Raw genomic sequence first — 13,831 nt, forward strand, 5'->3', positions numbered from 1 at the left:
TATGCCATGAAGCGTATACTTATCGTGACAGGACAATCTGGTTCAGGTAAATCCTCTGCTTTGCAGGTACTGGAAGATTTGGGTTATTACTGTATTGATAATTTGCCTCTGGCATTGCTTCCTGAAATCGTTGAAAAGCTTGACCGAGAAAATAATTTAGAATTGTTGGCGCTGGGTGTTGATGTTCGTAGCGCAAAAGAAGATTTACAAGGTTTTGATGATGTTTTTCAACAATTACAAAAACATGGTAGCGTGGATGTTATTTATTTAACCACCCGTGATCAGGAGTTGATTTCACGTTTTAGTGCATCTCGACGTCCACATCCACTTTCGAATCGTTTTCAAAGTTTAAATGAATGTATCCAAGAAGAAAAAAATCTTTTGTTGCCGATTCAACTGCGCGCAACCGCGCACATTGATACCACTGACAAAAGTGTACATGATTTAAAAGATACCTTATTGTCCAAACTGGGACAGTCCGATAAACTGATTTTGATTTTGCAGTCTTTTGGTTATAAACATGGAATTCCATTAGATGCAGATTTTGTTTTTGATGTCAGGCATTTGCCTAATCCACATTGGGACTTAGAGTTACGTAAATATTCGGGGTTGGATGAACCGGTGCGTAATTTTTTAGAATCCAGCGAACAAGCAAATGAGATGTATCAAGACATCTATCAGTTTTTAAATAAGTGGTTGCCTGCTTTTGCAGAAGGTCATCGTCACTATATCACAGTGTCGATAGGCTGTACGGGTGGTCAACATCGTTCGGTTTATATTGTGGATCGGTTGAAAAAGGCTCTTGAGTCGAAATGGCCCATTCAAGTATTACATAGAGAAATGAAGCACTGGTCATGATTGACACAACTGTTGACGTAATTAATAAATTAGGGTTACATGCGCGTGCATCTGGAAAACTCATCGAAGTCACCACCAAATTTAAATGTTCTATTCAAATTGGGAAAGGCGACAAGTTAGTTGATGCCAAGAATATCCTTTCTTTACTTATGCTGGGAGCTGGTAAAGGAACAACCTTGCGTTTAGTGATTGATGGTGTAGATGAAGAAAAAGCTTTGTCTGAAGTTCAAGCACTTTTTGCAGATAAATTTTACGAGGCAGAATAATCGTGGCACGTCGTCCGCAACGTTTTACTGAAGATGATTTTGAGTCTTTAGAAGGGCGTGCAAGTAAAACCGAACAGAAAAAAGCTGTACAACGTATGGCTGCTTTAGGTGAGCAACTCGCTGAGTTGTCAAAAAAACAAATTCAATCTTTACCTGTTGAAGAGCGCTTAATTGAAGCTTTATTGGATGTGCAGTTGATTACATCTTTTGAAGCTCGTCGTCGCCAATTTCAACGCATTGGTAAGTTGTTGCGTAATGAAGATGAAGCGGTAATTTTATCGTATTTAACGCCCAAACAGGGTGTTAAAAAGCTTGCACAGCTTGATCGTTGGGTTGAACGTATGATTGAGCAACGTGACCCTGCGATTAAAGAGTTTTGTAAGTCTTATAATGCCGCAGAAGGGCATTCTTTGCGTCAGCATGTATTACGTATTCACCGTGATATTACCCGTCAGGCTTCTGCTGAAGAATTAGCAGCATCAAAACTGAAATTGTTGAATTATGCTCAGCAAGTGGCGTTGATTTCTGACAACTCAAAGTAAGTTGATCTTAACGCGTAATAACGATCCGAGAGGGTCGTTTTTTATGGGTGATAAAGATAGGACTGATACTTCAATATAACTGATGAGGGAATATATATAGCATTCTTGAGAACTTGTATCCTATATAGTTAAGCTGGTGTGTTCACTGCCTCACTTTTTGTAGATATTTCTAAACCTTATGCTGCAAGCGAAGCAGTGCTTTGTTTTTGTTCAAGTGAGCGTGAAATCCTTGTAACCCTCCCGACTGGACGGCATTGATGTCACAGAATCCGATCGCGATATGAGGTAAAATCAATTGATGTAAAAAGCAAAAACATTTTATTAATATCAAGTTAATCATACTGAATGCAATAAAATAAAACCTGAATCGCAGTGCTGAGATCCAGGTCTTCTTATCACCACAATAAATCTTATGCCGTTCTATCCAGCATATCGTTTACACTTTAGGTGGCATGACAGGCATTGCACGGTCTGCTTTAAAATCGGGTTGGAATTTAACAACACATTGACCAGCTAAGGTTTTATCACCGATTTTCACTTGGATGGCTTTTCCGTCAGTTTGACCAGCACAAGCCTTTTGAATCGCGTCCCATTGTGCTTTACGCTCTGCACGTTTTTGTGCAAACTCCTGTTGAATTTGAGCACGCTGTTCATCTGTCATATCTTTCATACGCGGACCATCGTGACGCATCATATGTCCACGATCTTCGCCATCATGACGGAAATCATGTTTCATTTCTTTCATCGCTTTACGATCGGCTTTGAATACCATGTTACATGTTCCATCAATACTTTGTTCACCTGCTTTGACCTGAATGCTTTGTCCAATAGCTTTACCATCACAGGCTTTTTGCATTTGCTGGCGCATCTCTTTATGTTGCGCACGCATTTTTTTCATTTCTTCACGTTGTTCAGGAGACATTTTATGATGCCCGCCATGCATCATTGAACGACCTTCTGGACCATCTTTTGGCCCTGGATTTGATTGACAGGCTGTTAAAGCCCCCATGCTCAAAATACTTGCTGACAATAATGTGATTTTTGTGATCGCTTTCATTGTTGCTACTCCAATGAATATTCTATGTTCTGTGAATACAGTAAAGATTAAATAATAATGATGTAGAAACAATGGAGAGTATTTTAAGCAAGTGTTGGGTACAATGTTGAAATGCGAAGAAAAACGTGAGATGAGTTTTGAAAATACGCCGAGTTCCCATCGCTTTACGCCTATTTCTTACTGTGTTATTAACGACATTGGTGATTACGACAGTAAGCTTAAGTGTATTGCATTGGACCATGCAGAAAAACTTTGCTAAATATGTTGCTGATGTTGAAATGCAAAAACTTGATCATTTGATTGAGAATTTGGCAGATGTTTATGGTGTATATCAAGACTGGGGAAACGCAGTTCAGGCACAAATTTTACAAATTGAAGGCGATGCTGCGCCAGATGATTACGATAAGTTGTCACGGTGGTGGTTACGTCGTCAGTACGATATTGCTTTGCAGCAACGTTATTTTAAAGAACATACGATGATGGCGACTTTGGGACAAACTGAAGGTACTACGCCAAAATCCCAACTAGACAAAGAAGAAATAAAAATTCTTGAAGAAAACTTACCTTCTGCTTATCAGCCTTTTGAAGGTTTGAAATTTCCACTGAGTTCGAATCAAAATTTATTTAAACCTTCTGATCGTAAAGCTAAGCCACCGATGGACAAGGGGCATATTGGGGGAGGTCATGAAAATCCTCCTGCTCAGGGAAAAGAATCTTCCATGCGTGATCCAATGCGCATGGTTAGTCCCAAAAATGGCAAGAAGATGTTTGTATCCATGCCAGACCGTTTAGGATTAAGTTCACGTCTTTCTTTATATGATGCCAAACATCAGTTTGTATTGGGTGAGCCTTCAGATGATCAAGTCTCTTACCGTCCAATTTTGGTGAATGGACAAGTGGTGGGTTACTTAGGGCTCAAACCTGTTCTGGATGAAGATGATGCTTCGAGCATCAATTTCTTTAGTAGCCAAAAACGCTATTTGGTGCTGATCTATATTTTTACATTCTTGTCGAGTTTGGTTGCAGCATTACTTTTAGCGACCTATTTTAAAACGCCAATTCAACGCTTACTCAATGGTACACGTGAACTTACCAAAGGTAATTTCCAACATCAAGTTGCGATTAAACGAAATGATGAGCTTGGTGATTTATCTACAGAACTCAATCAATTGGCAGTGATTCTAGACCAGCACGAAACGTCTCGTCGACAATGGGTTGCAGATACTTCACACGAATTGAAAACGCCACTGGCTGTATTACAGGCACAAATTGAAGCAATGCAGGATGGGATTCGTAAACCTACTCCAGAACATTTTGCTGCCATGCTACGTCAGGTCACAAGTTTGAAAAAGCTGACTCAAGATTTAGCCGATTTGGCACAGGCAGAAGCGCAACAATTGAAATGTTATTTTGCAGAAGTTGATCCATGGTCTGTGGTTTTACAGGAAATTGATAATTTTAAACCTAAATTCGAGCAAGCAAATCTCAAAGTTTCGGTGACAGGTCAGGGTGCAAAATTACAATTAGATATAGATCGTTTTAAGCAAATTATGGTCAACTTACTGGGAAATAGTATTCGCTATACTGAAGCAGGTGGTGAAGTTCAGGTACACACTGAACAAGATGCGGACTCTTGGAGTGTGATTGTCGATGATAGCCCGCTCGGCTTGAGCGATGAGCAGATTGCACGTTTGGGAGAACGTTTCTACCGTGTCGATGATTCAAGGACCCGCAGTACAGGTGGAACAGGATTAGGTTTGGCATTATCTGGTAAAATTGCGCAAGCGCTGGGTGGACAATTAACTTTTGATCATTCACCTTTAGGTGGTTTGCGTTGTAAATTGACATTTTCAAAACATACGAAAGTTTAAAAGGGATAACACAACATGAAACATATCATGCTGGTAGAAGATGAAGTTGAACTTGCGCAATTGGTGCGGGATTATCTAGAAGCGTCAGGCTTTGAAGTCAGTATGTTTCATGATGGTCAGGAAGCTTATGAGAGTTTTCAGCAACGTAAACCAAGTCTCATGGTTCTGGATTTGATGGTGCCACGTATGGATGGTCTTACCATCTGTCGTAAAGTGCGTGAACAAACAGATTTACCGATCATTATGGTGACTGCACGAACTGAAGAAATTGACCGCGTATTGGGACTAAACATGGGGGCTGATGATTATGTATGTAAACCATTTAGTCCCAAAGAACTGGTTGCACGTGTACAAGCTGTGTTGCGCCGTTTAGAACGCAAGGCTGAACCTGAAGCCAATGATTTATTCAGAATTGATAAAGCACAACAACGTATCTGGTATCAACAAAAATCGTTGAATTTAACACCAACCGAATTTCGTCTTTTAGAGCTTTTCCTCGAACATTTAGGTCAAGTCTACTCAAGAGCTCAACTTTTAGACCATATCAATCCAGATAGTTTTGATGTGGCTGATCGTGTTATTGATAGCCATATCAAGAACTTACGGAGAAAAATCTCGGAAGCTGCTGAAACAGGAAACCGCCATGAATGGGTACAAGCTGTTTATGGTGTAGGCTATCGTTTTGAATATCCAGAAGATTAAGTTTTCAGCATTTTTTAATTCACATTGTGGATAAACACAGGTTTATCCACAGATATTGTGGGTAAATGTGTACAAATGTTAAAATCAATGCTGAAAAAATAAGCATCTAAATGGAGTGTAACTCACATCTTGTGATGTAGATAAACAATTTGTATTGACCTGCTGAGTTGTCAGGTCGTTGAACATTCTTATGACTGGATCTGTTGATAGATTGCTAAAACCTGTTTTTGAGCTTTAGTCAGTGTTTTGCTGACCAATTCATAGGAAGTTTCAACCAAGTCCTGAATCAAATCGGCATGAATTTGATCGCCTTCATAAACCGAAATCCAGTGGCGTTTATTCATGTGATAACCTACTTTAATGGAGGGATAAACATCTCTCAGCATTTCACCATGCTCAGGTTGAACCTTTAAATTAATGACTTTTTGACCATGCAATTCAAAACTTAGCATAAACACTTTGCCAAGCACTTTAAAGACAGGAATATCTTCACCAAATGGATAGTCTAATTCTGATTTTGGCAATTGAGTTGCAATATTAAATGCGATTTTCCGAATTTCATCACCAGTCATGATGTTCTCTTTTTAATCCAATTATGGGTAAATGCGAATCTTTGTTCCATCATCTACAAGTTTCCAGATTTCATCCATATCAACATTTCTAACGGCAATACAGCCCCATGTCCAGTCATTTCGAGGTAAATAGTTCATTAAACTTGGCATTTTCTCGACCTGTGAAGTGGTTGCGGAGCCGTGAATCATAATATCACCCCCTGCAGAAACACCCAGCTGTTTGGCTTGGGCGAGATCTTGCTGATTTGGATAAGACACATGCAATGATTTATAAAAGGCGCTGTTCGGATTGCGCCAATCTAAAATATATTGCCCCTCAGGTGTTTTTCCATCCCCTTCTTGTACTTTGTGACCTTGTGGGGTAAAACCTAAACGCATTGGATAGCTTTGAATTTTTTGATCATGATGCATCAATTGGACAATGCGAGCAGACTTATAAACTTTAACCTCTGTAATCGGGGTATTTTGACGAATATGATTGATATCTTGCAGGGTTAAATTTTTGACATGGATTGCAGCATGGGCTGTTGGAATAAATTGATTATATTTTTGATAAATCCATCCGCTCGTGATGATTAGAATGAAAACAGTAAAAATTGAAAAGAGATATTTTTTATTCATTGTAAAGTACAGATGTTGCAAAGCGATGTCTTGCCTAAATTTTACGCATTTTAAACTAGCACGTTGTAGCTGAATTGTGACTATGGATTTATCCTGTGGATAAACACATGGTTATCCACAGAAATTGTGGGTAAGTAGGGGTGTTCTCAATATCTCTATGAAGAGCAACTTACCATGACTTCTGGTAAGTCGCTTGCTAAAGGCGCCAAATCTGCGGCGGTTTCTAAATCAAGCTGACGTTTAAAAGGTTGGCTTAATAATTTAAATAAACGGTCAACCTCAGAAAAATCATCTCGTTCAGCCTGTTCAATGGCTTTTTGAGCCATATGATTCCTCAAAATATAAACTGGATTGACTTGTTTCATCTCGGCATCCAATACATCTAGATCCTGATGTTCACGAATGCTTTCGTATTGATTCAAAAATACTTCAAATTGATGGCGATCTAAGCAATCATCTTGAATGGCTTTATACTGCTTATTTTGTAAACGAATAAAGCTGCCGGTATAGTCAAGTTGTTCACTTTGTAAAATTCTTAAAAAGCTCATACTGCAGTCAAAACTGTCTTTGTGAAAGTTTGGCAGTCCAAGCTTTTGACAGAGGCCCTGTGTATAATGTTCTAGAAAAGTAGGTTCAAAATCTTCTAAACATTCAACCAAATCCTGTTTGAATTGTTCTTTTGTTTCGGGATGGGCAAGTGGAATTAAATTGTTCAACCAATTCCATAAGTTCCAATGTGCGATGCTGGGTTGGTTTTGATAAGTGTAACGTCCGTTATAATCACTGTGATTATTGATCCAGTTTGGGCGGAATCTTTCCATAAAACCATAAGGACCAAAATCAAGTGTCGAACCAGTAATATTTAAATTATCAGTATTCATCACTCCATGCGCAAAGCCAACCAACTGCCACTTGGCAATCATGATGGCTGTATTTTGAATCACTTTGCGTGCAAAGGCCAAGATGTGATTTTCAGTTCCTGTTTTTTGAAGCTCCAAACACTCAGGGTAATGCCATTCAATACATTTTTGGGTAAATTCAGCCAGTAAATCTGGTTGGTATTGGTTGATCCATTCAAAATGACCTAAACGGATGTGACAATCAGAAGTACGTAACATCATTGCACCGAGTTCGAGTTTCTCACGTTGAACACCTTGATTTGATGAGGTAAAACCTACGGCGTTACTAGATGGGACACCAAGTGAATTCAAGGCATGACCTGCCAAATACTCACGGATGACGGAACGAAGTACAGCTCGACCATCGCCCATGCGCGAGTAGGGGGTTGAGCCTGCGCCTTTTAAATGGAGGTCAATTGTTTGATGATGACGATTGAGAATTTGCGCAATCAGCAAACCCCGACCATCACCCAACTGACCAGCCCATTGACCAAACTGATGTCCCGCATAAACCATGGCTAAAGGATGGAATTCTGGGAATGTTTTTTGTCCACTGCAAATCTCGACCCACTGCGTTTTTTCCTCTTCAGACCATTGCAATTCATCAGCCAGTTCAAAGTTAAAATGTCCTGCTTTAGCCCCCTGGAGTGGGTTGGGCATTTGCTCATGGTATAGTTTTGGATTCAACGTAGGATAACGAGGATTGAAGTACATAGCTGTTGATCGCAATGGATAAATCATGACTAGACCAATATAGCAAAATTTTAATGACATGGGCGAATGTCGACTGATTTAGTCAACAATAAATAATTTTGCCCCCGATGTCGTTGAGGAACGATGTGCTTCCGCTTGGTCTGCAACTTGATAACTCATACCTGCCGTTAAAGTAAATCTACGGCCATCAACAAGTTCGGTGTGTAACTCACCCTCTAAACAAAAAAGGATATGACCTTTCAAGCACCAGTGATCTGCCAGATATCCTGCTGAGTATTCGACCATTCGAACACGAATTTGATCAAATTGTTGAGTACGCCAAAGTGCAAAACCTTGTTCACCTTGGTGATGCGTGGTCGGAATCTCTGTCCAGTTGGTGATGCCAAAAGGGATGTTATTGATCTGCATGTCTGTTTCTCAGTTTGGATTAAAATCACAAAAAAATTAGGCAAAAGAAAAGCTCCAGTTGGAGCCTTTCTTTTGCTGAACGATGGATTAAGAAACAACGTTCTTTTTAATACCACGCATCAAAGTTTCTAAACGTTCACGATGGAAAGCCAACTTTTGTTCTACCAACTGAAAATCAACTTTAAGTTTGACATCCATTTGATGGATTTTTTCAGCAACCGAGGCTTTTTTTGCTTGTAGTTCTTGCTCTTTTAAAGCCGCCCAATCATTTAATGTATGGGTAAAGGCTTCATATTCTTGAGAGACTTTTTGTTTCATGGCTAAAATGTCAGCATTTACATTGTGGCCGTAAATCGCTAAATCCTGTTCAGCATATTTAAACTTCATTGCTAATTCTGCTTTTTTAATATTAAAGCTCGGAATACGACGAAGATTTTTTGCTAAACCAATTTTAGAACAGGACCAAATTAACCATTTTGTTGGGTCATATTGCCACCATTTCACCCCATTACGATAATCGTATTGGAAAATATGGTGGTAGTTATGATAACCCTCACCCCATGTCGCAATGGCAAGCAGGAAGTTATCACGTGCAGTATTTTCGTCTGTATAAGGACGTTTGCCCCACATATGACATAAAGAGTTGATAAAGAAAGTTACATGATGACTGATGATTAAACGAAGTAAACCACCTAAGAGTAATACGCCCCACATGTCACCTACAGCCCAACCCAATGGAAGGAGAATGGCTGCGTGAACCGCAATGACCAATGGGATGTAATATTTGTCCTGGAACATCACCACTTTATCATTCAATAAGTCTGGTGCATTTTTGTAATTTGCTTCAGCAGCAGGGTAGTTGCGTAACATCCAACCAATGTGTGCATACCAAAAGCCATTGTTAATTGAATATGGATCTTGATCAATATCATCGACATGACGGTGATGGGTACGGTGACCTGAAGCCCAGAACAAGATACTGTTTTGAACAGCAAATGTTCCCATAATCATCAAAATAATTTTAAGAGGTAAAGTCGCTTCATACGCACGGTGTGCCCATAAGCGATGGTAACCCGCAGTAATGCCTAAACTACTGAGACCAAGTAAAACGAATAAACTAATCCAAGCTGCCATACTAAAATCATGATGGTAGGCATACAATGGAATCGCTATCAGTGCCACAAGTGGTAGGAATACCAAGGCAAAAACACCGATCCAATTTATTGGGGCTTTGGGTAGGGGAGCATTCATCTCCAACAGCACTCCTAAGAACCTTCATTAGGTAAAAGTTAAACGCATAGCTTCAGCATTTTCTAGGCTATACTTTCAGGGATAGTATCATGGGCGAACATCTGTTCACTAGTATTAGTGTACATCTGTATTGTATAAAACAGTAACAGAATAAAACACGAATTTTAGCGGTTTGATCGAAAAAAATGAATGATTAAAAAGTCGTATTTTATTGTCACATGTGTATAGAAGATTTTAGTTGCAATAATCGTTGTAGCTTTATCGTTTATAGTGATTGAATACTCGAAAGTTTTGAGTTTAAGCTTTTTTAACACTGTAAATGAAAGCCAGTTTTACATGTCTCATTTATTTTAAATTATTGCTTCTGACCTAAAGCATTTTGCATCATTTTTGGAAAATCAGTAATTAATCCTTGGATGCCCAAATCGCGTAAATGTTGAGCACGTTGGATATCATTCACGGTCCAAACACTGATATTTAAACCTGCTGCTTGGGTTGCTTGAAGTATCGCATCGCTTGCCAACTGATTCATCCAACCAATTTGGCAACAGCCAAATTGCAATGCTTGTTCTATCGCCTGTTCTTGAATATCCTCTTCAACCAGTAAACCACGTTTAAAGCTTGAATTTTGCTGTTGTAATACCTGATGTATTTTTAAATCAAAGCTGGTGATGACCGCAGTATGTTTAAAATCCTTAAGCTGTTTTTGTAATTCAATGGTGAGTTTTTCAGCATCTTCTACGCTTCCAACAGCCTTCACCTCTACTTCAATATGTTCAAAATCATGCATGATATTTAGACTTTGGCTTAAAGTCGGCGTGATTTGCTTTTCCCAATCCATCCATATGTTGGCTTGGTTAAAAGGTGCGAGTTGTGTACTGTCTAAAGTATAAAGTGGTTGATCAATTCCTGTGGTTCTTAAAAAATTATCGTCATGCATAATAATCAGTGCATTGTCTTTTAATTGTCGGACATCAAACTCGACCGCACGAATGCCCAAGTCATGAATATATTGAAACCCCCCCAATGTGTTTTCAGGTGCTTCGCCACGTGCACCACGATGTCCGATAATTTTCATAGAATGTACTCGATACTCAGATTATCGATCCCATCAAAGAAGCCTGATCGTTAGATCATTTTGACTCATGATGAAGCTTTAATCTTTAACTGAAAACTTGTGTTTTAACCCTATTCCAATAATAGGGCTATACCTTGATCATACTGTCCAGAAACCATCAATAAATGATCATAAATGATTAAATTGTATCGTTGATGTTCTTTTGCCAAAGCACTTCACTGCCACCTTCTGCACGTTGAAGTGTACGTGAAGCAACAAACAACCAATCTGACAAACGATTGAGTAATTGTAAGGCTGTGGCTTGAATATTCTGGTCTCTGCTATGTACAGTCATGAGGCTACGTTCAGCACGACGACATACTGCACGTGCTTGATGAGCATAACTGCATGCCAAGGTGCCTGAAGGAAGAATAAACTCTTTCAGCATCGGCAGGTCTTCGTTCATTCTATCAATTTCATTTTCTAGAAATTCCACACAAACAGGCTGTAGCAAGTTGTAATTGGGAATACATACTTCACCACCCAAATCAAACAGCCAGTGTTGAACTAAACTGAGCGATTTGTCCCAATGTGCTTTATCTGTGATATCACTGATTGAAATTTGTGAACGTAATACACCGACAATTGAATTCAGTTCATCCACATCACCTAAAGCGGTAATACGTAAGTCATCTTTGGGTACACGAGAGCCATCTCCTAAACCAGTGGTTCCTGAATCACCTGTACGGGTGTAAATTTTACTTAAGCGATGTCCCATGATTTTGTCCTGGATTTAAATGAAAAGCTAAAGAATAAAAAAGGATAATGTCGGTCAAAACATTATCCATAAACTGCGCTGTTTTAGATATTTTTTTGAGTCTAACTTTTAGTAACGGAAAGTTACCCCAACTGAAGCTTGACGCCCACTATTGATATACCAATCTTGTGATGGATAATTATTGAAAACTTCACGATATTCAACATCACCCACATTTTGAATGTTGGTAAAAACTTTAACATTCGGTGTTGCATTCCAATAAGCATTTAAGTCCACAGTTGCATAACCAGGGACACGAGTTTTATTGGCCGCATCTGCATAAGCTTTCGCTCGTGCAATGAGTGAAGCACTAATACCATAAGTTGTATTTTCTAAACCAGTGGTAAGCGTTAAAGTCTGGCGAGGGCGATAAGCAATTTCATTGCCATCTTTATTGTTCTCTGTTTTTACATAAGCGTATGCAGTAGAGAGAAATAAATCATCTTGATGCCATTTAACTTCAGCTTCGCCGCCAGTAAATTTAGCTTGATCAACGTTCTCATTACCCGCAGGATAATTGTAAATAATCAAATTTTTGATTTTAGTATGATAAGCAGAAATATTTGTGCTGATGTTTGATGTTAAATCATAATCAAAACCAAGTTCATAAGATGTACTTTCTTCTGGCTCTAACTTCTCATTTCCACCCCATTGTGAATATAACTCATTTAAGGTTGGTGCACGGAAAGCACTACCAATGTTGGCATATACACTTGCATTCGGTAAGAAATGATAACGTACGGCACCTTGTCCTACAGTATGCGTACCAAAACGTTCATTATCTTCTACACGAATACCAGCTTGGGTATCAAACAACTCATTTTTAAATTGATGCTGTAAATAATAGCCAGTGCTATTCACACTTTGGTCATTTTTTAGAATCGTATTACTTTTATAATTTGCATCGTTGTATGTTGCACCCACCAAAATATTTTGATTTGGTGTAAATTTCCATTTTAAGTTTAAATCGCCCTGATTATTCTCAGTGTTGTAATGCGATGCATAAGCTGGAACATTTTGTTTGTCTTGAACATTTGAATATTGTGCATTTACAATTAGTTCAGGCAAAATATTATAAGCGACTTTTGCATTGATCACACGATTTTCAAATTCACGTGGTGATGTGTTGACAATGTAGTCATTACTAAAAATATTTGTACCTTTGTTTTCACTGATTGATGCATAAGCGTCAACGACATCTTCTTGTGAATAACCAAATTTTGCATTGTAGCCTTTTTGATCAAAGCTAGCTTTTTCATTTTTTGGCTGACTTTCAAAAATACGTGTACCATCGCTTTCTAAACGCTGTCCACCAACTTGGGCATAAAAGCCTTGATCAGTCACTAGGTCTGCTTTTGCAATGGCTTTGTAAGTATTATTTTCACCGTAGATGCCTGTTAATTCAGCACCAGATTTAACTGGTTTTTTTGAAATGAGCTGAACAACACCACCGATGGCATCACTGCCATATTGAACCGAAGCTGGACCTTTCAAAATTTCAATCTGTTGGACATCAGTAGTATCCAAGAAAGCAGGATATAGAGGCCCAAGTTCATTTTGACTATTTAGACGAGCACCGTCTTTTAAAACCAAAGTGTGTACTGCTTTAGTACCACGAAGTGCAATTTCTGAAACTTGTCCAATACCACCACTTTGTTTAATGTACACAGAGGGATCACGTTGGATGACATCCGAAACATTCAGTAAAGGGTTTTTTTCAATTGTTTTTTGATCAATTACAGTAAGTCGAACAGGAATATTTTTTAGACTTTCTTCTGAACGAGTAGCGGTGACAACAATGGTATTCAGCTTAGCGTTTATTTCTGAATTTGAGGATGTTTCAGCAAATGCAGTAGAAGATAACCCCATCGCAATAGCGACAGCACCTACAAGTGCAGTAGGTTTAAAAATAACAGACATGATATGCTCCATACATTCACTCCCCGTGAATGATTGAGTTTAAGGGCACAACAAGCTGGTATCCGGACTTAAATATAGAATCTAAAACAATTCAGATTATTCCACCTTCCCACAAAACATTGCAGTGGTGTAAGTCGAGTGACTTATTAAGAATAATATTTTCATTTTACCGTTGCGGGGGCAGTGTTGGATTTGCACCAACTTCCCAAAGCCTTAAGCTAGACTTGTTGCATTTGTGTGCAGTATAAAGTTTGTTAAGTGTATAAACAATGTAAA

Annotated in this window: 14 protein-coding genes and 1 riboswitch; of the genes, 5 read left to right on the top strand and 9 right to left on the bottom strand. The window is 38.8% G+C overall.

Annotated elements, in window-relative coordinates; genetic code table 11:
* Nucleotides 1-6: 6 nt before the first annotated feature.
* The 3 genes from rapZ to yjgA are packed head-to-tail and all read left to right on the top strand — an operon-like array spanning nt 7 to nt 1,666.
* Entirely contained in the window at nt 7-858 is an 852-nt protein-coding gene (rapZ, locus tag OSH00_RS08980; protein ID WP_266130121.1) for an RNase adapter RapZ, read from the top strand.
* Nucleotides 855-1,124: an HPr family phosphocarrier protein gene (locus tag OSH00_RS08985; RefSeq protein ID WP_004824976.1), complete on the top strand. Its 270-nt coding sequence runs from the start codon at nt 855-857 to the stop codon at nt 1,122-1,124. The genes rapZ and OSH00_RS08985 overlap by 4 nt, the downstream gene beginning before the upstream one ends.
* Nucleotides 1,125-1,126: 2 nt before the next feature.
* Nucleotides 1,127-1,666 carry a ribosome biogenesis factor YjgA gene (gene yjgA / locus OSH00_RS08990; protein ID WP_004824975.1) on the top strand — a complete coding sequence of 180 codons (540 nt, stop codon included), beginning with the start codon at nt 1,127-1,129 and terminating at the stop codon, nt 1,664-1,666.
* 436 nt (nt 1,667-2,102) lie between these two features.
* On the opposite strand, the gene OSH00_RS08995 is transcribed toward yjgA, so the two are convergent.
* Entirely contained in the window at nt 2,103-2,723 is a 621-nt protein-coding gene (locus OSH00_RS08995; protein ID WP_266130122.1) for a hypothetical protein, read from the bottom strand.
* A 137-nt stretch (nt 2,724-2,860) separates the two neighbouring features.
* On the opposite strand from OSH00_RS08995, the gene baeS reads away from it, so the two are divergent.
* Both baeS and OSH00_RS09005 read left to right on the top strand, forming a co-directional pair.
* Nucleotides 2,861-4,594, top strand: coding sequence for a sensor histidine kinase efflux regulator BaeS (gene baeS, locus OSH00_RS09000; protein WP_266130123.1), 1,734 nt, complete (start codon nt 2,861-2,863; stop codon nt 4,592-4,594).
* A 15-nt stretch (nt 4,595-4,609) separates the two neighbouring features.
* Entirely contained in the window at nt 4,610-5,296 is a 687-nt protein-coding gene (locus OSH00_RS09005) for a response regulator (RefSeq protein WP_266130124.1), read from the top strand.
* 188 nt (nt 5,297-5,484) lie between these two features.
* Here OSH00_RS09005 and OSH00_RS09010 read toward each other — a convergent pair whose 3' ends face one another.
* The 8 genes from OSH00_RS09010 to OSH00_RS09045 form a co-directional block, all read right to left on the bottom strand.
* Entirely contained in the window at nt 5,485-5,868 is a 384-nt protein-coding gene (locus tag OSH00_RS09010; protein WP_266130125.1) for an MmcQ/YjbR family DNA-binding protein, read from the bottom strand.
* Nucleotides 5,869-5,889: 21 nt separating this feature from the next.
* Entirely contained in the window at nt 5,890-6,489 is a 600-nt protein-coding gene (locus OSH00_RS09015) for a L,D-transpeptidase family protein (protein ID WP_266130126.1), read from the bottom strand.
* A 155-nt stretch (nt 6,490-6,644) separates the two neighbouring features.
* Entirely contained in the window at nt 6,645-8,102 is a 1,458-nt protein-coding gene (locus OSH00_RS09020; RefSeq protein WP_266130162.1) for a protein adenylyltransferase SelO, read from the bottom strand.
* Nucleotides 8,103-8,180: 78 nt separating this feature from the next.
* Complete coding sequence (locus OSH00_RS09025) at nt 8,181-8,510, bottom strand: DHCW motif cupin fold protein (protein ID WP_266130127.1); 330 nt, start codon at nt 8,508-8,510, stop codon at nt 8,181-8,183.
* Between the two features lie 87 nt (nt 8,511-8,597).
* A complete protein-coding gene (locus tag OSH00_RS09030; protein ID WP_266130128.1) occupies nt 8,598-9,761 on the bottom strand; it encodes an acyl-CoA desaturase in 1,164 nt (387 codons plus the stop codon).
* A 355-nt stretch (nt 9,762-10,116) separates the two neighbouring features.
* A complete protein-coding gene (locus OSH00_RS09035) occupies nt 10,117-10,839 on the bottom strand; it encodes a glycerophosphodiester phosphodiesterase (protein WP_266130129.1) in 723 nt (240 codons plus the stop codon).
* A gap of 178 nt (nt 10,840-11,017) precedes the next feature.
* Nucleotides 11,018-11,596, bottom strand: coding sequence for a cob(I)yrinic acid a,c-diamide adenosyltransferase (locus OSH00_RS09040; RefSeq protein WP_266130130.1), 579 nt, complete (start codon nt 11,594-11,596; stop codon nt 11,018-11,020).
* A gap of 108 nt (nt 11,597-11,704) precedes the next feature.
* Nucleotides 11,705-13,567, bottom strand: a complete 1,863-nt coding sequence (locus tag OSH00_RS09045) for a TonB-dependent receptor plug domain-containing protein (protein ID WP_266130131.1) — start codon at nt 13,565-13,567, stop codon at nt 11,705-11,707.
* A 24-nt stretch (nt 13,568-13,591) separates the two neighbouring features.
* A riboswitch (cobalamin riboswitch) is annotated at nt 13,592-13,798 on the bottom strand.
* Between the last annotated feature and the right edge of the window lie 33 nt (nt 13,799-13,831).

This window comes from Acinetobacter nematophilus, from assembly GCF_026344175.1.
GTDB classification, from domain to species: domain Bacteria; phylum Pseudomonadota; class Gammaproteobacteria; order Pseudomonadales; family Moraxellaceae; genus Acinetobacter; species Acinetobacter nematophilus.